The following is a 22,315-nucleotide window of genomic DNA, read 5'->3' as shown; positions in this document are numbered from 1 at the left end:
GTAAACCCGGAGCCAATATACTCCAAACAAATCTATTTGAAAGTTAGGGGGCTCGGCAATGAACACGTTGAAGGTTAACACTAGCGTACATATGCTTACCATGCTTATGGGAACATGGTTGGTAGTCGGTATTTTCGTTGACGGGTATGCGCACAATCATCGGGTTCCCGAATCTTTTTTTACGCCATGGCACGCCATTCTTTACAGCGGATTTGTGGCTTCGGCCTTATGGATCGTCGGGCTGATCTATGCGAACAAGAGGCGGCACGGGGGAACTTGGCGGCAAGCAATCCCCACAGGATATGGACTGGGCTTGATCGGCGTTGCTGTTTTTCTTTTTGGCGGAATTGCCGATATGAGCTGGCACCTGATCTTTGGCATAGAGCAAGCTCTGGACGCTCTCCTCAGCCCGTCTCATCTCCTGTTAATGCTGGGAACTCTATTGATTATTAGCAGCCCTTTTCGCTACGGTTGGGCGCTCTCTCCCGATCAACCCGGATGGCGCCACTTTTTCCCCATACTGCTTTCTACTGCTTTGACCGTAGGCGTCGTCAGTTTTTTCCTGATGTACTTATGGACGTTTCGCTACAATTTGCCCGCACCGGACGTCATCGAGTGGTATAGAAGCCGAACCGATCCCTTCTTCGGCATACGAGTAATCGAAGATTTGGAGATTCGCGGTCTTTCCTACATTCTATTGAACACCTTGCTGTTCATGTCGCCGGTATTCCTGCTGCTCAAGCGATGGCAAGTTCCTTTTGGCTCATTTACCTTCCTCTTTACATTTATTAGCGTACTTATGGGCGTGTTGGACGGATTCCAGCAGATTTTGGCTATTCCCGTCTCTCTTATGGGCGGACTGGCTGCAGATTTAATCTATGTCAAATGGCGACTAGGAGGGAGCTCGACGAGAGGTTATCGATTTTTGGCGATAGCTGTACCTGTGGCGCTGTGGGGCAGTTATTTTCTCAGTATGGCGTTGTCGGGCGGAATTGGATGGTCTCCGGAGTTATGGGTGGGCTCCATTGTTCAAGCTTCGCTTTTGTCCCTCGCATTAAGCATTCTTGCTATCTCGCCTGCTCGGGGTAGTCAATGAATATTCTAAAAAGCACCCTAAAGATGGCGGCGTTCATAATCGGTTTAGCTCTGGTCGCGGGCTGCTCCGGAACCAAGTGGGACAATGTGGATAAGAGACCTCCTGCACGAGGTCTGCTGGCCATGGTCCAACAAGATCAAATGACCAATATAACCGACAGAGGTTATCGCGTTATTGCGGCTGAATCTGACGGGAAGCCCTTCGGGGAAGGAGACGTCGACATCAGGCTGTTAGTACTGGACTCTTCCGGTATCCCTGTGCAGAAGTTTACTGAAGATCGAACCAAGCTGATGCATCTGATCGTGGTAAGCAAGGATCTGGGTACGTTCATGCACGTTCATCCGGAATATGAGGGGGATGGCGTCTTTACAGTCCCAATTTCCTTCCCCCATGCCGGTCCTTATCTTCTAATTAGCGAATTTATACCCGAGCGTCAGGACATGACCGTTCATAAACAATGGATCACAGTAGCCGGTGAAAAGCCGCCGAAGGTAGAGACGTTGCCCGATGACTCCTCTAGCAAAAGAATGGGCGATCTGAATATTTCTCTTTCCGCCAGCTCAGGTCTTGATCACATTATTGCCGGGGAAATGGTCATGCTCCTCTTCCAACTCTCCGATGCCGAAACTCTTCAGCCGGTTGGAAGGCTCGAACCCTATCTAGGAGCTTCTGGGCATAGCGTTATTCTGAACAGCGCAGCTGACGTGTATGTTCACGTGCATGCCGCTGAAGAGATGAGCTCGGGAGGCAGCGTTATGTTTCACACTGTATTTCCCGAGGCGGGGATCTATAAGATTTGGGGGCAATTCCAGTATGAGGGTAAACTCACTACAGTTCCATTTGTTATACAAGTCCGGTAATGCCGGGGAAAATGGAGCAAGATCAGTTCGACACAGCGCGCGATTACGGCTGTCTCCTAAGTAAACAGAGCCGTACCGAACGATTATCGATGATTCCTATGCGGTGCATCTATCTCCTTCCGATGCTATACGCTCCCGAAATCTGAATGGGGAAACCCGTGATAAGGTGATTTCGGGAGCGTATGAGGCAGTCTACAGGAGATAGATGCCCTTCTTTTTCATCGATAATCTTGTACGTCCCTACTTACGAGACAGCCCCTTCTCCTTATCCCATCACAACCCGCTGACGTTGGCGAGCCGACGCTAAACAAGCGTCGATCAGCTTCATATTCTCAACGGCGTCCTGTGCGGAAAACAATGGAGCTTCCTCGCCCCAGACGACGCGGGCGAACTGGTCGGATTGCGCCACGTAGGCGTCCACGCCGTAAGGGCCTTCCGTGCGAGTTTCCCCGCCGACCTGTACGACAATCGTGTCGTTCTCCTTGTTCGGCAGGAACGACGGCTTCAGCACGATCGTCCCTTCCGTGCCGACGATCTCCAGCTCGTTGCGAAACGAAGCCCACATGCCGCAATCGAACGTCAGCGCCACACCGCCGGCAAATTCCACCAGACCGGACGCCATCATATCCACATTGTCGTGCTCCGGGGAAAACAGCGCATGCACCGTTACCGCCTCCGGCTCGGTCCCGACAATCCAGCGGGCCGCGCTGAGCGGATACACGCCGACGTCGTACAGACCACCGCCGCCCCATTCCTTCACCTGTCTAATGTCGGTTTTATTCGCGGCTCCGTTGTACGTGAATACGCCGCGAATCGCCCTGAGCGCACCAATCTCCCCGCTGGCGACGATTACTTTCACCCGCGCGATTCGCGGATGATGCCGATACATGAATGCTTCGGCCAGATGCACGCCCGCTTCCTTGCAGGCGTCGACCATCTCCTGCGCTTCCGCGGCGTTCATCGCAAGCGGCTTCTCGCACAGAATATGCTTGCCTGCCTTCGCCGCCGCAATCGTCCATTCCTTATGAAGATGATTCGGAAGCGGGATGTACACCGCATCGATATCCGGATCGGCCAGCAGCGCCTCGTAGCTGCCATAATGCTTCGGAATGCCGAATTCCTCCGCCTTCGCTTTGGCCTTCTCTTCGTTCCTGCTGGCCACGCCGACGAGCTCGCCCGTCTCGGAAGCCAGAACGGCCGGTATGACAGCGCGATCCGCGATTGCGGCGCAGCCGAGTATTCCCCAACGCAAACGTTTCATTGCCAATTCCCCTCTCCTCGCCGATGATCCCTATCATTATAGCATGCCGTCCTTCTTTTCGATTAAGCCGATTTGGGGTACAATGGGACGATACCAACGAGACAGAGAGGGAGAAAAGGATGCCATACCGCCTCATAGCCATGGATCTTGACGACACGCTGTTAACGGACGAATTGACGGTGACGGAAGGAACCCGCCAAGCGATGAACGACGCCATTGCCCGGGGAGTCCATATCACCATTGCGACGGGAAGAATGTTCGATTCCGCGCAGAAGATCGCCCGTCAAGTCGGACTGAACGTTCCGATCATCACTTATCAAGGCTCGCTGATCAAAAACCTGCTGGACGAAGAGGTGCTCTACGAGCGCTCCATTCCGATAGAAGTCGCCCGCGAGCTGTATGAATATTGTTTGGCTAACGATCTGCATCTGCAAAGCTACATCGACGACAAGCTCTACGTTGCGGAAGACAACGACAAGATCAAAGGATATGTCGCGCAATCCAAAATCCCTTATTTCGTAGAACCGGACTTCAAACGCATTATCGACCATCCGAAGCAAACGAAGCTGCTCATCATCGACGAACCTGCGAAGCTGGACGCCCTGATGCCCGAATTGAAAGCTCGTTTCGGCTCGCAGGTGCACCTGACCAAGTCCAAGCCGAACTACCTGGAGTTCCTGCATCCGGAAGGCACCAAAGGTCACGCGCTGCGTTTCCTCGCCGCCCATTACGGCATCCCGATCGAAGAGACGATCGCCATGGGCGACGCGATGAACGACCACGAGATGGTCGAAGCGGCCGGTCTCGGCGTCGCAATGGCCAATGCCGTTCCGGCGTTGAAGGCGATCGCCGACTACGTCACGCTGTCCAACAACGAAGACGGCGCCAAACACGTCATCGAGAAATTCGTGTTGAACGCCTAGGGCGTGTCTGAATACTCCGAGGGCAGCAAATTTTGCCGAATTTTCGTTCCATGCAAGGAACTTTTGTGAAGGCGTACCGGAGGTACGTCAAGCAAAAGTGGCGCAGCAGGGGAGGTGAAAGGTGCCCCTGAGCGGGTTTTCAGACACGTCCTAACATCAAACAAAGCGCTTCCCGCCTTAATTGGAGGGAAGCGCTTTGTTTCATTTATTGACCCGCTATCTCGACGTCGTCGAAATAATACGTTCCCGTCGGCGTCTCGCCGGAGGCCAATTTGACCGCTCCGATATCGGCCGTCGGCGTTTCCAGCGCCTGATGGCTTACCTTCAACGCGCCGTCGATGTACAAGTCGTACGTATCCGTCGAAGTATCGATCAGCAGCAGCACATCGTACCACTGATTCGCGTTATAGCTCATGAAGGGCGACCAGTTCGTGCCATTGTTCGCATAAATATCCCCGCCGCCGTTGAACCCGATTTGCAGCAGCTCCGCGTCCGAAGAATCGTTGACGATCAGCGACTTCCAATTGGTTTTGTCGGCGATATTGATTCTCGCTCTGACGGCAACATTGCCGCTTGCCGGCGCGAAAGTCCGCACGCTCACGATGGCCCCGCTCCCTGTCTTGGCGACCCTCACGCTTTTATTCGCCGCGCTCGGCACATTTTCTACTGTAATCCCGGAACTGCTCACCCAGCCTGCAGGCGCCGTTCCCGCGCTTTGACTATTGAACGTCTCGGCCACAAGCGGCGGAACAGCCGTCACTTTGACGTCGTCGAAATAATACGTTCCCGTTGGCGTTTCTCCCGATGCGAAGCTCACGCTTCCGACATCCGCCGTCTCCGATTCCAGCCGCCCGTTATGGACTTTGCGAATGCCGTCAATGTAGAGATCGTATCGGTCCGACACCGTGTTGACGACAGCACGGACATCGTACCATTGGTTCGTATTGTAGCCCATGAAAGGCGACCAGCTTGTGCCGTCATTAGCGTAGATATTGCCGCCGCTGTCGAAGCCCACTTGCAGCAATTCCGCCCCGGCGGAGCTGCTTACGACGAGCGATTTCCAGTTGGTCTTGTCCGCCACGTTCATCTTGGCCTGTACCGTGACGACTCCGCTTGCGGGAGTGATTGCGCGGGAGGACACAATATCCCCGCTTCCGGTCTTGCTTACCCGCACGCTTTTGTTCGTTGCGCTCGGCACGTTCTCGACCGTAATACCCGGGCTGCTTACCCAACCGCTCGGCGCCGCGCCCGCGGTTTGACTATTAAACGAATCGTCCAGCAGAGCGTCGGAAGGAGAAAAAACGACGTCGGTTACGTTCCCCTGAATCCCGATGTTCCCGTTTATCGCATTCGTTGCGAACGTCCCGGCTCTCTTGTAATCGGTAATCCGAACGCTGCTCACATAAGACGCGCTTCCCGCGCCTTTGATCATAGATTGCATCTCGCCCGATCCGTAGTAATCGACGTTTTTCATCTCGACGTTTCGTATGCTCGCCCCGTTGCCTTCTCCGGGGAATCTCTCGTCCGTACGGAATTGGAAGATCATCGATTCGCTGGGGTTGCGGAACGTCTCGATCCGAATGTCCTCGAACAGCACGTCTCTGATCTCGTTGCCTCCGTTCGGCCATAGCTTCAGAACCCCGTTGAATTTGTTCAAATCGTATACGCCTTGCTGCGCAAGCACGTCTAGGTTCTGAACGGTAATATCCGAAATATCGGCATTGACGGCGGTCCCTAAGCCGATCAGCACGATATGGGCGTCGTCTCCCCACAGCACGCTGTTGCGGAACGTGTTATGCGCCCCCGCAGCATAGTGATACATGACCAGATTGTCGTCGTTCGTCCGGATGAAGACGCCTTCGACGAGGCCGTAGCTGCTTCCGCTCATATGAATGCCGTCGGCATTAATCGTACTGCCGAAAATGTTCACGTTCTTAACGACAGGCCGGGTCGAGAAGTTCATCACGATCGTCCACATCGGGGAATCCAGCACCGTAATTCCCTCGATGCGATTGTCCGTTCCGGTGACGAGCCAGATCGCTCCCGCCCGACTCTCCGCCAGCGTGGTCGGGTAGTGCGTCAATTCGCCCGCATCCAGAATCCCTCTCCCGGTAATCGAAACGTTGCTGACCCCGTCCCCCATGAAGGAGCCTTTCACTACGGAGCCTGCTTCGATATAAACCTTGTAATCGTCCTGCGAGAGGAAGAAGGATTCCCCGGCATGCCAGTTGCCGTACTCCGCGCTTGATCTCCACACCGTAGCCGGATTGCCGTCCGCCATGCGCTCATAACCCGGCATAGCTCCGGCGATCGCTTTGTTTAGAGCGACGTTCGTCGTGCTTCCGACAGCATATAGCGACAGCTCGCTCGCGAACGAGCTTAGAAAATCGCGTCCCGTTCCATTATTGCCCGTCAGCATCAGTCGAACATATCTGGCGCTCTTCGCCGGGAACGTTCGCTCGATGGTCGTTCCGGCCTCCGCGTTGCCCGTGCCGTCGTAGGTCGGCGCATAGTCGTCCGCTTCGTTTATCTTCGTCTCAAGAACGAACTTGAGCGGATTCACCGTCGCCGACGCCCCGGCTCCCGTTCCCTGGCCTAATACAAGCTTATTTAGAGAATAGACGGCGCCCAAGTCGAATTCGACCCACATGCCCCGGGGAAGATGATGCACGCCCGGCTTAAAATAATACGTGTTCTTGCCCGTCGGCAGCCGCAGCGGAATTTCGTCCCCCTGTTCGATGACGAATACGTTGGAAGCCGTATCCGAGACGGCGTTCGTCTCGATCGGGTTCGTTACGATGTGCAGGACGTCCTCCTCCCAGTCGCCGTTAATCCTCAGCGCGAGCTTGCGCGGCGACGACTCGTTCTGGGTCATGGAGAAAACCAGCGTATTGCCGGTTTGGACTGGCGTTATCCCGTAGGAGGTCGGCCTCAAGTCGTATGCCGCAAGCGTGCCCGCGGCATACGTCACTTTGACGTCAACCGTTCCGTTAAAGTCGAAGCTCACCATCGAGGAGGGAGAAAGCGAGCCGTCCTGATGCCCGACGTTGACGTTGTATTCGAACAAATCCGTCCACGCCGTATCCCCCGACTTGCGCACTTGAACCTCGAATGTGGAATTGGACGGCGTTCCCGCGGGCGGATTCCATACCTTGAGCTCGTTGCTCCCCGAAGCCTCCGCCGCACCAACGAATCCGATTCCCGTAATCAAGCCTACGCTCATGCACAGCACGACCAGAACCTTGAACCAACGCATCGACATCTCGTTTCCCCTCTTCCTCGTCTCGTTAATAGGTCATTCTTCGATGTTGTACGCTCCTGAAATCCGATTAGGTAAACCCATTACAAGATTTCAGGAGCGTATGAGGCAGTCTACGGGCTAATTAGGATCAATCCTTGATTTTGGCTGCTTTGTACGGTTTTCCCTACAAACGTCCGCCGTTTGAGACTAGGCCGAGCTGCTTTGTACGGTTTTCCCTACAAACGCCCACCGTTTAAGCCTAGGCCGAGCTGCTTTGTACGGTTTTCCCTACAAACGCCCACCGTTTAAGCCTAGGCCGGGCTGCTTTGTACGGTTTTCCCTACAAACGTCCGCCGTTTAAGCCTGGTTCGAGCTACGTTGTACGACTTTCCTACAAACGTCCCTGCGTAAGCTCATGTGCGCAAATAGATCCGCCGTAAAAGGATTTTCGTCCTACTTGGTTTTCGCCCATTCGTCCAACTGCTTCTGCTTCTCGGCGATTACCTTTTCCAAGCCCGCAGCCTTCATCGCTTCCCTGTACTTCGGAATGTACACCTCGGGATCGACGGAGCCGGAGATGATCGCGTCCTCGAACTGCTTCGACACGTTGGTCAGCGCCGCAATCTCGTTCTTGACCGGCTCCGAATCCCAGGCAAAGCCAAGCGCGATCGACTTCTCCGCCTGGTCGTTAAACGCCTGGAACGCGCTCCACTTGTTCGGGTCCTCGCTCGGGAACAAGTACGTGTTCATCTGGTTGCCGAACATCCAAGGCTCGTTGCGATAACCGACGGTTTGCGCGTCGACGCCTTCCGGATAATCGATCACCGTGTCGGACTTCTTGACGAAGTGCTTGTTCTCGATTCCGAAATCGAGCATGTTGATGAGCGTCTTGTCGCTGTACAGCAGGTTCAGTAACATCATCGCCCGTTCCGGGTCCTCCGAGGTTTTGGAGATTGCCAGCATAATGCCCGCTACCGTAGCCGTCGACGTATAAGGCACGTCCATCTGCTTCTGCACGACCGGGAAACCCCAGGCCATGGACATCTCCGCGTCCTTGCCCGGCTTCAGCTCCTGCATGACCGCGAAGGCTTTGCCCGCTTGCATCAGGCCCCAGTCCTTCACGGTAGCCGCATCCTTATTGACAAGCCCTTCTTTGTACCATTTGTGCGCCGTTTTCGCGATTTCCATATATTCCGGCGCTTCCGTTTTGTCGATGACCTTCAGCTCGCCGCTGCTCCGGTTCAATACGCCGTAACCGTCTCCCAGGCTGTCGTATTGTCCGTTCAGCACGAGAGATCCCAGAAACCGGCTGTTGCCTTCGAACAGCGGAGTGATGCCCGGCTCCTTCTCCTTGATCGTGCGCAGGATCGGCTCGAGATCCTCCAAGCTGTTGATCTGGTTAAGATCGATGTTGTACTTGTCGACCAACGCTTTGTTGAAGAGGAACCCGTTCGAAGCGGCGAACTCCTTGTTCGTAGGCGTTCCGTAGATTTGTCCTTTCACTCTCATGCCGGAGAAAATATCGTCCCCCAGCACACTCCGGATGTCCTGACCCTGCTTGTCGATCAGTTCGTCCAGCGGAAGATACGCACCCTTGGCGACATTGCTGTAATAGCCCAACGTCGCGGCCGATACGACCACATCGAAGCTTTCCTTGGACGCGAACATCAGATTGGTCTTCTCCATCCAAGATCCCCAATCGATCGGCTTCAGCTCGATGGTTGCGTTGATCTTTTCCGTCAAGTACGCGCTCATCGCATCCTGAACTTGTTGCAGATCCTTCGGAGCGTCGCCCGGATAGACCATCGTGATTTTGTAAGGCTTCAGTTCGCTAGTCCCGCCTTTTGTCTCGCTGCTTGTCGCTGTTGCTGACGCTTCCCCGGCTCCCGAACCGGCGCTTGCGGACGGCGAAGCCGTACTGTTGTTATCGCCGCATCCGGACAGAATCAGGCTCAAGCTGAGTGCAGATACCGCGAGTGGAAACATTTTCTTTTTCATAACCGACATGCTAAACCCCTCCAATGATGTGTTTAACTTTTTGAACTCGCACTGAGGGTGTGTCTGCAAACCCGCTCGGGGGCGTCTTTCACCGCCTTTTCGCCCCCTGCTGCGTCACTTTTGCTTGACGTACCCCCGGTACGCCTTCACAAAAGTTCCTTGCATGGAACGAAAATTCGGCAATATCTGCTGCCCTCGGAGTATGCAGACACGCCCTAGCCTTTTACGGCTCCGACAGTCAAACCTTTAACCAAATATTTCTGAAAAAACGGGTAGGCCAGCACGATGGGACCGATGCCTACAATCGCCATCGCCATGCGAACCGTTTCTGTCGGCATCTCCGAGAGAAGCTTTCCGACGTTCGAATTCTGCGTATTGCTTTGCAGAAACTGAATGCTTAGCAGCGTCTTCGTCATCAGATACTGCAGAGAAATCAGACGATTGTCGTAAATGAACACCAGACTGTTGAACCAATCGTTCCAATAGCCCAGCGTCGTGAACAGCCCGATTGTAGCCAGCACCGGCAGAGACAGCGGAAATACGATGCGGAAGAATGTCCTCCACTCCCCCGCCCCGTCAATCTGGGCCGATTCGATGAGTGAGCCCGGAATCGAATTGGAGAAAAAAGTTCGCATGATGAGGATGTAAAACCCGTTCATCAGCAGATTCGGCACAAGCAGCGCCAGCAACGTGTCCTTCAGGTGAAACAGATTCGTGTACACCAAGTACCAAGGCACCAATCCCCCGTTAAAAAGAATCGTGAAGAACACGAAGAAAGCAAGCAGGTGCCGCTGGGCAAAATCCCTGCGGGACAACGGATAAGCGAGCAGCGAAGAGATGAGCAGGCTAGCCAGCGTCCCCGCTACGGTAACGAGGATGCTAATCCCGTAGGCGTGAAGCAATCGTCCGGAATCCGCCAGCAGATAGCGGTAAGCATCCAGGCTGAACGCTTCAGGCAAGAAGGAGTAGCCGTTCGCCAGAATCGAGCGTTCGTCCGTAAAGGAAACGATCGTGACGAGAATGAGCGGAATCAGGCAGGCTGCGCAAGCCGCGATGAAGAACAGATGGATCGCCGTCTGCGCGAGAAGCGAGTTCTCGCGTATCCTTTTGCGGGTTCCGCGGACGGCTGCCGCCGGAGCGTTTAATCTAGCATTCATGAGGTTCCCTCCTTAGAACAACGCGTTTTCCCGATCGAATTTGCGAATCAACAGGTTGACGGAGAAGACGAGCAGAAATCCGACGACCGACTGGAACAATCCGGCAGCGGACGACATTCCGACGTCTCCCGTCTGAATCAGCGCCCTGTACACGTACGTATCGATGACATTCGTCGTCGGCAGCAGGATCCCCGTATTCAGCGTTACCTGATAGAACAATCCGAAATCGGCGTAGAAAATCCGACCGACGAGCAGCAGCATCATCACGATAATGACCGGCTTAATGAGCGGAAGCGTAATTCTCGTCATCTGCTTCCAGCGGTTCGCCCCATCGATTCTCGCCGCTTCGTAATACTCCTGATTGATGCCCGTCATCGCCGCCAGATAGATCACACTGGAGTAACCGATGTATTTCCACGCATTAACCAGAACGAGAATGAACGGCCAGTACTTGGCTTCCATGTACCAGGAGACGGGCGGCAGTCCGAGCTTCTCAAGCACGGCCGTGTTGATAAATCCGTACTCCATGCTCAGAAAGCTGTAAACCAAGTAACCGACGATACTGAAGGAGATCAAGTAGGGCAGCAGGAGTATGCTTTGATAGACGCTCTGCAGCACCCTTCTTCTGATCTCGTTCAGCAGCAGCGCGACGGTTAACGCCAGCACCAGATTAAAGACGATAAACACCGCATTGTACAGCAGCGTGTTTCTGGTGATCACATAGGCGTCCTGAGTGGCGAATAAAAACTGAAAATTTTTAAGCCCCGACCACGCGCTCCCCCATAGTCCGTCCGTATAGTTGAAATCCTTAAAGGCGATGACGGTTCCGAACATCGGCAGGTAGTTGTTGATCAGCAAGTAGATCAATCCCGGCAGCACCATGATCCACAAGGACCTATGCTTGACGAACGTTTTAGGCATTTCAGGCTCACTCCTATTTTCTCTGTGAACCCATCATAAACGAGAACCGGTAGCACAAATGTCACTTCCGTTATCACTTTTGTTACCTGCCGGCCAGCTGCCTTCAGCCTCCTCCCCACTTGTGTCGCGCCTCGGACTACGCTCAACAAAAAAGCCCCGCACAGGGGGCTTTATCCGGAAGTTGGCGCAACGGTTTGTAGCGGCAGGCGCAGAGCGACCTCAGCTCCGCCGTCGGGCAGATTGTCGAAAAGAAGCTTAGCGCGCTCCCCGTAGTTCATGCGCAAGCGATCATACACGTTGCCGATACCCAGATGCTCGTGATCCTGCTTAAAGCTTGCGCTCCCGAATTTCTCCAGTTGCTCCTCCGTAAATCCCGTCCCGTTATCCGCAATTCGAATGACGAGCCCGCCATCCGGGCTCTCCGGGTCTTTCTCCGCGGAGATCCGGATTACAAATCGTTGATTGCGAATGCGGAACCCGTGAATGATCGCATTCTCCACGAACGGCTGAAACAGGACCGGCGGCAGCAAGTAGTCCTTCAGATCGCCGTCCGCCGCAATCTCAAAGTCGAGAAAGTTGGGAAATCTCATCTTCTGAATCTCCAAATACGTAGAGATATGCTCGATCTCCTCCTCCAACCGGACGAAGGGGACCGAGGTGCGAGTCACGAACCGGAAGTAGTTCATAATGTACCGGATCATTCGCTGGGCAAGCTTGGTCTCGCGGGATTCGACCAGATGAAAGACGACATTGAGTGAATTCAGGAGAAAATGGGGATGAATTTGCAGCTGAAGCTGCTTGATCTCCGCCTTGTTTAATCTCAGCTGCTCCTCGTATACGTGAATTTTCAAATCCTTGATCTCCGAGGCCATCGCATTGAAATTGTCCGTGATCAGGCCGAATTCCTTCGAGGCGGAAGGCTCCAGTCGATAGATCAGGTCTCCGTCCTTAATCCTTCTCATCCCTCTGACCAATTGCGCAGTCGGCTTGAGCACGACCCCTCTCAAGAAAAACAGCAGAAGCAGCAGCAAGAGCGCCGCCGCCAGCGGAGCCAGCTTGATGATCGTCTGGAACGTAACGAGTCGTTTAAGAAGCTGCGACTCGGGGATCAGGACGACAAGCCGGGTGTCCGACTGCTGCGAAGCGTTCGTGACGACGAGCATCTCCTCCCGATCGAAGGCGATCGTCTCGTAAGGCTTGTCGGAGCCGCCCAACAGGCGCAGCCGTTCCTCCGTCGACGGCGGATCGGCCAATCCGGAGGACAGCAGCTCGCCCGAGTCGTTCAAGAGAAGAACCTGTGCCGAGCCCTCGGCCATGACGCTGCGAATCGGCTCCATCAAAGTGGCCACGCGGATCAAAGCGCCCGTATAGACGTTGAAATCGTTCTTCTCCACGCGCATCAGCCACGGCTCGCCGTTGAAGGTTATTGCGCTCCAGGTTTGCAAGTATGCATCGTGCGCATTTAGCGTCCTCATCGTCTCGGCCAGCTGCTCTCTGATCGCTTTGGGGACGTTGCGATTCGGCTCCGACGTCATCAAATCTTCGTTCAAGGCCGCATAGGCGAACAGCATGCCAACCCGGTTGTAATGGACCAAATCTCTGTTCAACTGATTCAATACTTGAATTCGGGTCAGCGTGTACTCGTCGCTGTCGGGAGCGTTAAGCATCAGAGATGTAATACCCGCATGCTGAAAAGCCGAGCTCAGCAAATAGTGATCGACCTGGGTCAGCGTTCCGTCCATATCGTTGGCATGCATTCTCAGCAGACTGAGCTGGGATTCCGCTACCTGGGTCCTCACGACGTCCATCGCGTACCGATTAATATAGACGAGGAACAGGAGGAACGGGATAGCCACGGCAATAAAAGCTACGACGAGTTTGGCGCTTAGCGAACGCTGCCTCTTCATGGGAGGAGCCCGTTCCCGGCGTCGATGCTCTTGCGATAATCCTGGGGATTCATTCCGTGAAACCTTTTGAACGTTTTCCCGAAATAAGAGAGGCTGTTATACCCCAGCGAGCGCGCGACTTTGCTGATCGGCTCGTCCGAATAAGCGAGCGCGTTCTGGGCCAACGCCATCCGCTCCCTCAGAATGTAATCCGACAGCGATTCCCCCGTCTCCTTCTTGAACAGCCGAGACAAGTAGCCCGGGTTCAGGAAGACGTGATCGGCAATTTGCTCCCGGCTTACCTCCTCCTTCAGATGCTCGCCGATAAACCGTTTGGCCTTATCGATCGGCGATTCGTCCTGCTGTCCGGATTGAATCGCTTCCTCGTAGGTTTCCAACACTTGCTCCGCCCATGCCTGCAAATCGAGAATCGAACGGGTAGCCGCGTCTTTGTCCAACAGTTGGCCGCCTTGAAGCCGGGGAGCCGCCGTCCTTTTCTTGTGCAGGAGATAGTGCACCATTTGGAGCATTCCGTGGTAGAACGCGTGAAGCGTCGCGACCGTCAGCCCCGCCTCCCGCTCCAGCCGAACGAAAAAATCGCGTACGCGTTCGCGCAGCGGCTCGATTCTCCCCGGCTCCAGCAGCTCCGCCCACTCGTAAAAGTCCGGCAACGCATCCGTTACCCCTGCCTGACCGGAGGCATCCTCGACATAACAGACGATTTGCCGGTTGCGCCTAACATTGTTTTGCTCCGCATACTGCAGCGCTCCGTACATCGCTCCCAGCTGCCGGACTTCCGTCTCTTTGCCCAAATAACAAGTAACCGTGCTGAAAAAGTATTCGGCGCAAGCTTGGACGAAAGCTTCGCAATCCGCGATCCATTGCCGGATCGTCCGTTCTCCTCCGCCGCCGTAAGCCAGAATGACGATCATCCCTTCGCGGTCCTGAAAGACGATCCCCGGCCGTTCCGCCAAAATGATCTCCTTCGCGGCGCTGCGCAGCGCATACTCCATAATCTCCTCATCGCGGGTATCGATTTCCTTGTGCCAGCGTTCGATGCTTACTAACACCGGGAATACGCGGGACTCCTTCGTGAGCTCCGTACCGTAACCGGCCAGCTCGCGGTCGATCCAGCCGTCGGCGGGTCGGCTTCGGTGGTCCAGCAGCTCCTGCCAGAATCTCTCGAGCATAAGCGGCCTTCTAGCTTCCCACAGCTCCAAATATTTATGGTATTCCTTCTGGACATGGCTCGCTTCCTGTTCGCGAACGACATTGTTAAGCGCTTTCACAACAATGCTTTCCAGCTCGATGAAGTCGACAGGTTTGACCAAATAGTTCAAGCTGCCCAACTGCAGCGCCTTCTGCGCATATGAGAAATTGGAGTGGCACGTCAGAAATATCGTCTCGATCGGATATCCCCGCTCATTGATCCATTCCAGCAATTCCAAGCCGCTGCTGCCGGGCATCTCAATATCGCAAATCATGACATCGATCGTATGATTGCCGATCACCTCTTGAGCCATAGCGCCGTCATAGGCTTCATAGACAGCCGAGAAGCCCATGACCGACCAGTCCAACCCCGATTTGATGCCGTTAACCGCATAAAATTCATCGTCTACGATGAGAAGACTATACATGATGACTCGCTTCCTTCCGATGCCGGCGAATGATCCGCAGGCCTCTGATTCGGTATTCCGATTCTACTATACCCAATCCGCGGAAGTAAACCGTTCGGCTAGATTCCTCTCGAAAGCTGCGCGAGTCACCCCATCGACAAAGCCTTGCGAGTCGCCAAAATATATTTGGACGTATCGAGCGGATTAACTCCGCGTCTCGTTCTCTCCGCTTGCACGTCGGGAGGACACACCTGATAGCCGTCGAAGTACGTCGTTAACGTCCCTCTCCCCCTGGTCATCGAACCCAGACGGGCCGGAAAATCCAGCGAAGTCGCGACGGGGAGCCGTCCTTCGAGCTCCATGCGGCCTTGACGCACGACCGGCATATCGAACTCTCCCCGCATGACGGACAGCTCGCTCATCAGCTTGCCGCCGAACTCCTCGGGCGTCGACAGTCGGAACCGCAGCATCGGCTCCAGCAAAATCGTCCCCGTATTCGCCAAGCCGTCCATAATCCCCATCGGAGTTGCCACGACGAAATCGAGCGGATGCGTGTGCCAGACATGGTGCTCGCCCTCGATCAGCGTCACCTTCAGATCGGTGACCGGCCAGCCCTTCAGCCCTTGCTCCAGCGCCTCCGGCACGCGTCTGGCCACCTCGTTCTGATAGCTGTCCAGCAGCCTTTCCGGGCGAACGACCGAATGATACTGCAGCCCGCTCCCCCGCTCTCCCGGCTCAATCACGAATCGGAGAATCGCCCAGCAGGGCTTCGGCATCGTATAGGCGACGAAGCCTTCTCCCTTGCGAGCCGGCGTCTCCTTGTAGATCACGGACGGCTCGCCGAAGTCCACGACAAGTCCGAAGCGGCTCAGCAGCATTTGCCCTAGCACCTCTACCTGAATCGGTCCCATTACTCGCAAGTGCAGCTCCCGATCCTCCTGCAGCCACTGCACGTCCAAATACGGATCCTCGTCCGCCAGCTCCTGCATCGCGGCGACAACGGCCGGATATTCCGCTTCATTCCGCCAATGCGCCTGTACGGTAAGCAGCGGCTCGGCCAATCTTCTGACCCCTGGAACCCCTTCCTCGGAGCCGATAATATCCCCGATCCTCGCCCGGCTCCACCCGCAGACGACGGCAATATCCCCAGCCTTCAGAATGCCTACGTCCTCGCTGCGCTGCCCGTCCATTTTACGAATTTGCGTCACTTTCTCTTCGATATTCAACGAATGATTGCGAGCCGTATCCCGGTTGCGAAGAACGCCGCCATACAAACGAACGTAAGCGAGCCTGCCCATTGTCGAATCTTTATCGAGCTTAAACACGACGCCGGACAGCGGCATTTCTTCCTTCCCACCCGGGGCAGGCAGCAGCCCGACGATCGCATCCATTAAAACGTCCACGCCGATGCCGCGGCCGGACGCTCCGTACAGAACGGGGAACAGCTCGCAGGATCGAACGCCGTCCTTTAACGGCGCTATCACCTCGGCATCGTCCAACCCCCCTTGTTCAAAATACCGTTCCAGCAGCGCGTCGTTCCGCTCGGCAATTTTCTCCGCCAGTCGTGTCCGATCCTCGTGCGCCCGCTTCGGCCAAGCGTCCTCGCCGTCCACGCGGGCCTGCACCGGCCTGAGCGAGTCCGCTGTCCCTCCTCCGTCAGCTTGAAGCAGCTCAATCGAGCCCGCGAACTCTCCTTCGACCCCTACGAAGCTTTGCACTGGAATTGCGTCCGGCGACAGCAGTCGGCGAATCTCTTCCAGCACCCGATCAGGCTCCGCGCCTATTCGATCCAGCTTGTTGATATAGAGCAGCGTCGGAATGTTCAAGTCTCTGAGCGCCTGCCAGATGACCTCCGTCTGAGCCTGCACGCCCTCTACAGCCGACACGATCAGCACCGCGCCGTCCATTACCCGCAGAGAACGCTCCACCTCGGAGAGAAAATCGGCGTGCCCCGGAGTATCCACCAGATTAATCTGAACGCTCTTCCATTCGAATCTAGTCACGGCGGAACGCACCGATATTCCTCTTGTCCGTTCAACCTCCAGCCAATCCGTCTGCGCCGTGCCGTCGTCTACGCTGCCCAAGGCGCGAATTCGTCCGCTACGATACAGCATCTGCTCCGTCGTCGTCGTTTTGCCGGCGTCGACGTGAGCGAATATCCCGACATTCCGCATATGGTCCTCCGTATTTCCCATGAATAGGAACAAAAGCCCGCACGATCCGAGGATCGGCGAGCCGTCGTTGTCATCCTTCTACTCCCAAAGCTTCTTCTCCATCGTCAGCGCCTTAACCGTTCCCTCAGGACGGACAATCAGCTCCTGATCGACAATCTCGTAGTCCATATTCTGGTACAACACCAGATTGTTCTGCACCGATTGGCGGACTTTGCAGCGGCTGATCGTCTTGCCGTTGGCCACGCCTTCCTTCTCGATCCATTTCACGAGCTGTCTGGCGTAGCCCCTTCTGCGACGATGCGGTACAACCGACAAGCGGAAGAAGCAGATGGCCTCGTTTTCATATTTGAAGCGAGCCATAGCCACCGCTGTATCGTCCTCGTACAGCAGCACAGCCGATTCGCTGCCGCTGCGCAGCGCCTCCTCGACCGACTCCTCCGTCTCCGCCAATGCGCTCGAAGGCGGGATCGCCGAGCGATATTCCTCGAAGGCCATGATCATCAGCGAAAATACCGTGTTCGCATCCTGCGGCGTCGCGGCGCGAATGCTTACTTCCGGCTCCTTCTTCAGCTTGACGAGCGGTGCGGCAGGCGCTTCGTCCGGCTCGGCCAACGCCGCCTTCTCGGACTCCTCGTCCTCCGTCGACTCCGACTTAGCCGTCGCGGCGGCTTTGGCTCGCGGGGAAGGCGGAGCGACGTATACGCCGCGGAAGTATTCGCGAGACGATCTGAACAGGAACATCACGATGATAAGGGTCGTCATCATCGAGTGCAGCTGGTTCATCATGGTGGAGCAAATCAAGAGTACAAAGGCAATGAGCAGCGTGGGCCAATATTTTTTCTTATTGATCGTCAAAATCATGCCGGCTATACAAGCAATCGACACCGTCGTAAGAATGGTAATCGCAGTGATAAACGTACTTCTCTGCGCTTCGTCGATTTCGTTCAGGGAACCAGGATTAAAGACGATCGTTCCAACGTTCATGAGAAGCAATACGAGCTTAAGATAAAGAATCATGAGCATAATGCGTATCGTGGTTGGTCTCTGCAAAGGTTAATCCTCCTATGGGCTGCACAATTCCGTTCCTACGCCATAATTATAACAAAAAAAACAGCCCAGCGGTGCATAGCATTCCCACTAAAGCTGTTTTTTACCGATTTCGCGCATTCTATTGTCCGGCTAGCACCTGATACCAAATTCCCCGCTTGGAATACAGCGTGTCCTTGACCCCGTCCCAGCCGCCCAAGTAATCGATCGTGAACAGCTCCGGCGGCTGCGGATAGCGGTCTTCCATCTGTGCGGCAAGCGTTTCGTTCACCGGACGGAAGCCGTGCTTGGCGAACAGAGTCTGCGCCTCATTCGAATAGAGGTATTCGACGAACGCATCCGCGACCTCCCTCACGCCGTGACGATCGGCATTGCGGTCCACGACTGCCGCGGGATTCTCGATCAGGATCGTGCTAGGAGGAACCACGATGTCATATTCTACTCCCTTGGCGATGCGCGCCAGCAGTTCGTTCTCATAGGTGACGATAACGTCGCCCACTCCGTATTCGAAAGCGGCCATCGAAGCCCGCCCGCTCTTGTCCATCGATTCGATGTTGCGGTGCACGTCGACGAGGAATTGTTTGCCTGCCGCGGCGTCCTTCGATCCGGTCGCTAGCTCCGCTTTCTTAAGACCTGCTCCGTAGATGGCGTTAATGTCCCACTGGGCGCCTCCCGACGTTTTCGGATTCGGATACAGCACCTTGACGCCGGGCTTCGTCAAATCGTCGAAATCCCGGATGCCGAGCGGGTTGCCTTTTCTCGTGCCCAGTACGACGATCGAGCGAGTAATCATTCCCTTCGTCCGATCCCCGTTCCATTCGGGGGACACAAGACCGGCATTCACCAGCTTATCGACATCCCCTTCGAGCGCAAGCAGCGTCACGTCCGCATCGAAACCGCCGATGATCGAACGGGTCTGCGTGCCCGAAGCTTCGTACGATTCCTGGAACGAGACTGTCTGACCCGCAACCTCCTGCCAGTGAACCGTAAACGCGGGAATAATCTCCTGCAGCGCGTCTTTAGCCACCGAGTATGCTCCGAGCACAAGCGTGACGTCCCCTTTTACCGGGGAAGCTCCCGAAGCGCTTTGCTTCTTCCCGCCGCCTCCGCAGCCGGATAGCGTCGAGAAGGATAGTATAGATAAGATAAATACGCCATACCAAGCGATACGCCCGATAGCGCGCATGCGATTTTCTCTCTTCATCGCGACCTCCCGGTGCCTGCGCAGGCTCCCATCCTGACCATGCGATCGTTAAATATGAACCGGCATCGGGTCTTCCTTCAGCCTGTTTTCCATCACCCAGCTGTCCGTGTCGTTAAACAAATAGGCTCTATGAATCAGCACCCGAACCTCGTTGCCCGGCTGCAAAATTTCCTTCTCCAACGAACGGTAGGTGACGAGCTTCGTCGCGCCGATCTCGACTTCCACCAGCCATTCGCTCCCGCGGAAATGAATGTGACGGACGGTTCCTTTCTCCGTCGCCGACAGAAGCTCGAAATCGGACGCTTTGCCGATCTCGACATATTCCGGACGGATGAGCGCTTTGGTGCCGGACAGCTCGCCGGTTCCGCCGAAACCGCGCAACGACGAGACGTCCTCGACGATCGTCGATTCGCCGATAAAGCCCGCCACGAACGGAGACTGCGGATTTTTATAAATTTCCCAAGGGGTGCCCTTCTGCTCCAGACGCCCTTTGTTGATAATCATAATCTGATCGGCCACTTCGATCGCTTCGTCCTGGTCATGCGTGACGAAAATCGAGGTAATGCCGAGACGGTCGATCATCTCGCGCAGCCAGGAACGGAGCTCGTGGCGGATTTTCGCGTCGATCGCGGCGAACGGCTCGTCGAGCAGCAGCAGCTGCGGCTCCGGAGCAAGCGCTCGGGCGAAAGCGACGCGCTGCCGCTGACCTCCGGACAACTGGTGCGGATAACGCTTCTCGAAGCCTTTCAGTCCGGTCAGCTCGACCAGCTCGGCGACCCGCTCTTGAATTTTGGGCTTGGTCCACTTCTTCACTTCCAGGCCGAATGCGATATTCTCCTCTACCGTCATATGCTTAAACAGCGCATAGTTCTGAAAGACGAAGCCGATTCCCCTCTCTTGGGGAGGGAGCTCGTTCACCCGTTTGCCGTGGAACACAATATCGCCATCGTCTACCGTTTCCAGGCCCGCCAGCATGCGCAGAATCGAGGTTTTCCCGCCGCCGCTAGGCCCCAGCAGGCCGATTAGCTGGCCTTTCTCGATCTCGAAGTTAACGTCCGTTACCGCTTGGAAATCGCCGAATTTTTTGTTTAATCCGCGAACCTCGATATGCATCTTAATGCACTTCCCTTCTCGATTTGGCCCATTCCATCATCAGCAGCAGCGTGACGGAGCCCGCCGCCAGCACCAATGCGATAGAGTTCGCCGCGGTAAGATTAAAGTTCTCGACATCCTGGTACACCAGCGTCGTCGCCGTCTGCGTCTTGAACAGAATGTTGCCGGACACGACGAGCACCGCTCCGAATTCTCCCATAGCTCTAGCCACCGTCAGCACGACGCCATAGACGACGCACCAGCGAATCGAAGGCCAGGTGACGCGCCAGAACGTCGTCCAGGCACTTGCTCCCAGCGTAGCCGCCGCTTCCTCCTGAGCGCTGCCGATTTCCTGCAGCACGGGCATCACTTCCCGAACAATTAGCGGAAACGTCACGAACAACGTCGCGATAATCATGCCGGGCAGCGCGTACACAATGTCTACGCCCGCCTTATTGAACAGCGCCCCGAGCGCCGTCTCCGGTCCGAGCAGCAGCACGATCATCAAACCTCCGATGACCGGCGATACCGCGAAGGGGAGGTCGACGATGCTGTTCAGCAGTTGCTTAAGACGCTTGCCCAGCCAGCTTGCCCTAACGAGATAGAGCGACAGCATCACGCCGAACAACGTATTGACGACCGTTACGATTACTACGATTAGCCCCGTCATATATAAGGCGTGCAGCGTCTCCGGTCTGGCCAGCCCTTGGGCGAAGCCGCTCCAGCCCGCGTCGAACGCGCCCATGGCGATCCGGATTACGGGAATGATCAACAGGAAGCTGAATACGGCAACGGTTAATCCGATCCATAGCCTTCTCATCCGTTCTTCCTCCTCATCTGGACGTAATTGACCGTCCACAGAATCAGGAAGGAGAACGTGAGCAGCAGTACGCTGACCGCCGTCGCCCCGATTGCGTTATCGCTCTCGATTTCTCCAAAAATATAGACCGACGCGATTAGCGTCTTGCCCGGAATGTTTCCGGCGACGAGCACGACCGCGCCGAATTCCGCGAGCGCTCGGGAGAACGCCAGCATCGCCCCGCTCAGAATGCCCGGCAGCATATTCGGCAGAATAACCCGCCAGAAGGTCGTCGCCTTCGTCGCGCCCAGCGTGTAGGCGGCTTCCTCCTCCGATGCGTCCATCTCCTCCAGCAGCGGCTGAACCGCGCGGATCACGAACGGGAAGGTGACGAACACCATTGCGATGACGATCGCCGGCTGATGGAACAGAATTGTAAAACCCAGCTTCTCCGCCAACGCTCCGACTGGACTGTTCGGTCCGAGCAGCAGCAGAATCATCAGACCGGCTACGGCTGTCGGCAGCGCGAACGGCAAATCGACCAGACTGTTCAGCAATCTTCGTCCCGGAAACCGGTAGCGAATAAGCACCCACGCCGACATCGTTCCGATAAGCATATTGACGACAGTGGCGATCAGAGCCAGCTTAACCGTGAGCAGCACGGCCTTCCAGGCCAGCGGCTCCGTAATATTTTCGGCGAATGCCGCCCACCCCGACGAGAACGATTGCCCGTAAATCCCGATAATGGGAAAAATAATCAGCACAATAAAATAAAGCATGACGGTGCTGCGAAATCCCCAGCTCCACCAGCGGCCCTGCAGCATGGAACTCACGTTGACGTGTACCTCCCGGAGCTTTGAGAGCTGTATATAAGATAATTCCTATTACCTTAGTAGGTATTGTTGTTACTTTACCAGATACAGGCTGATTTCGTCAATCCATATTAGCTGTCCAATTGGCAATTTCATCAAAAAATCTAATGTAACTTATTCAAAATCCTTATGGGCGGTGTATGTTCAAAAAGTTCGATTTTCGGAATC

At 55.4% G+C, this 22,315-nt stretch carries 16 protein-coding genes; 3 read left to right on the top strand and 13 right to left on the bottom strand.

Annotated elements, in window-relative coordinates; translation table 11 throughout:
- Nucleotides 1-58 precede the first annotated feature (58 nt).
- Both DFP98_RS16400 and DFP98_RS16395 read left to right on the top strand, forming a co-directional pair.
- Entirely contained in the window at nt 59-1,096 is a 1,038-nt protein-coding gene (locus DFP98_RS16400; RefSeq protein WP_116061688.1) for a hypothetical protein, read from the top strand.
- Nucleotides 1,093-1,956: a hypothetical protein gene (locus tag DFP98_RS16395; RefSeq protein WP_116061687.1), complete on the top strand. Its 864-nt coding sequence runs from the start codon at nt 1,093-1,095 to the stop codon at nt 1,954-1,956. Before DFP98_RS16400 ends, DFP98_RS16395 begins: the two co-directional genes overlap by 4 nt.
- Before the next feature lie 265 nt (nt 1,957-2,221).
- Here the strand turns inward: DFP98_RS16395 and DFP98_RS16390 are convergent, their stop codons facing one another.
- The gene (locus DFP98_RS16390) at nt 2,222-3,217 is read right to left on the bottom strand and encodes a Gfo/Idh/MocA family protein (protein ID WP_116061686.1); all 996 of its coding nucleotides are present in this window, start codon (nt 3,215-3,217) and stop codon (nt 2,222-2,224) included.
- Between the two features lie 119 nt (nt 3,218-3,336).
- On the opposite strand from DFP98_RS16390, the gene DFP98_RS16385 reads away from it, so the two are divergent.
- Complete coding sequence (locus tag DFP98_RS16385) at nt 3,337-4,140, top strand: Cof-type HAD-IIB family hydrolase (RefSeq protein ID WP_116061685.1); 804 nt, start codon at nt 3,337-3,339, stop codon at nt 4,138-4,140.
- Nucleotides 4,141-4,345: 205 nt separating this feature from the next.
- Here the strand turns inward: DFP98_RS16385 and DFP98_RS16380 are convergent, their stop codons facing one another.
- The 12 genes from DFP98_RS16380 to cysT form a co-directional block, all read right to left on the bottom strand.
- The gene (locus DFP98_RS16380; protein WP_116061684.1) at nt 4,346-7,402 is read right to left on the bottom strand and encodes a discoidin domain-containing protein; all 3,057 of its coding nucleotides are present in this window, start codon (nt 7,400-7,402) and stop codon (nt 4,346-4,348) included.
- Between the two features lie 432 nt (nt 7,403-7,834).
- Nucleotides 7,835-9,388 carry an ABC transporter substrate-binding protein gene (locus tag DFP98_RS16375; protein ID WP_246016567.1) on the bottom strand — a complete coding sequence of 518 codons (1,554 nt, stop codon included), beginning with the start codon at nt 9,386-9,388 and terminating at the stop codon, nt 7,835-7,837.
- Between the two features lie 206 nt (nt 9,389-9,594).
- The gene (locus DFP98_RS16370) at nt 9,595-10,536 is read right to left on the bottom strand and encodes a carbohydrate ABC transporter permease (protein ID WP_116061683.1); all 942 of its coding nucleotides are present in this window, start codon (nt 10,534-10,536) and stop codon (nt 9,595-9,597) included.
- Nucleotides 10,537-10,548: 12 nt separating this feature from the next.
- Nucleotides 10,549-11,457, bottom strand: coding sequence for an ABC transporter permease (locus DFP98_RS16365; RefSeq protein WP_246016566.1), 909 nt, complete (start codon nt 11,455-11,457; stop codon nt 10,549-10,551).
- A 170-nt stretch (nt 11,458-11,627) separates the two neighbouring features.
- Entirely contained in the window at nt 11,628-13,364 is a 1,737-nt protein-coding gene (locus DFP98_RS16360; RefSeq protein ID WP_116061682.1) for a sensor histidine kinase, read from the bottom strand.
- Entirely contained in the window at nt 13,361-14,980 is a 1,620-nt protein-coding gene (locus DFP98_RS16355) for a response regulator (protein WP_116061681.1), read from the bottom strand. The genes DFP98_RS16360 and DFP98_RS16355 overlap by 4 nt, the downstream gene beginning before the upstream one ends.
- Before the next feature lie 125 nt (nt 14,981-15,105).
- Entirely contained in the window at nt 15,106-17,133 is a 2,028-nt protein-coding gene (locus DFP98_RS16350; protein WP_246016565.1) for a GTP-binding protein, read from the bottom strand.
- A gap of 78 nt (nt 17,134-17,211) precedes the next feature.
- Entirely contained in the window at nt 17,212-18,183 is a 972-nt protein-coding gene (locus DFP98_RS16345) for a GNAT family N-acetyltransferase (RefSeq protein ID WP_116061680.1), read from the bottom strand.
- Between the two features lie 118 nt (nt 18,184-18,301).
- Complete coding sequence (locus DFP98_RS16340) at nt 18,302-19,384, bottom strand: sulfate ABC transporter substrate-binding protein (RefSeq protein WP_116061679.1); 1,083 nt, start codon at nt 19,382-19,384, stop codon at nt 18,302-18,304.
- 48 nt (nt 19,385-19,432) lie between these two features.
- A complete protein-coding gene (locus DFP98_RS16335; RefSeq protein WP_116061678.1) occupies nt 19,433-20,497 on the bottom strand; it encodes a sulfate/molybdate ABC transporter ATP-binding protein in 1,065 nt (354 codons plus the stop codon).
- A 1-nt stretch (nt 20,498) separates the two neighbouring features.
- Nucleotides 20,499-21,296, bottom strand: a complete 798-nt coding sequence (locus tag DFP98_RS16330) for a sulfate ABC transporter permease subunit (protein ID WP_116061677.1) — start codon at nt 21,294-21,296, stop codon at nt 20,499-20,501.
- Complete coding sequence (cysT, locus tag DFP98_RS16325; protein ID WP_371822890.1) at nt 21,293-22,099, bottom strand: sulfate ABC transporter permease subunit CysT; 807 nt, start codon at nt 22,097-22,099, stop codon at nt 21,293-21,295. The genes DFP98_RS16330 and cysT overlap by 4 nt, the downstream gene beginning before the upstream one ends.
- Between the last annotated feature and the right edge of the window lie 216 nt (nt 22,100-22,315).

Source organism: Cohnella phaseoli (genome assembly GCF_003386235.1).
Classification (GTDB): Bacteria; Bacillota; Bacilli; order Paenibacillales; family Paenibacillaceae; genus Cohnella; species Cohnella phaseoli.
The sequence above is the reverse complement of the archived record's forward strand: the minus strand, read 5'-3'. Positions and strand labels throughout refer to the sequence as shown.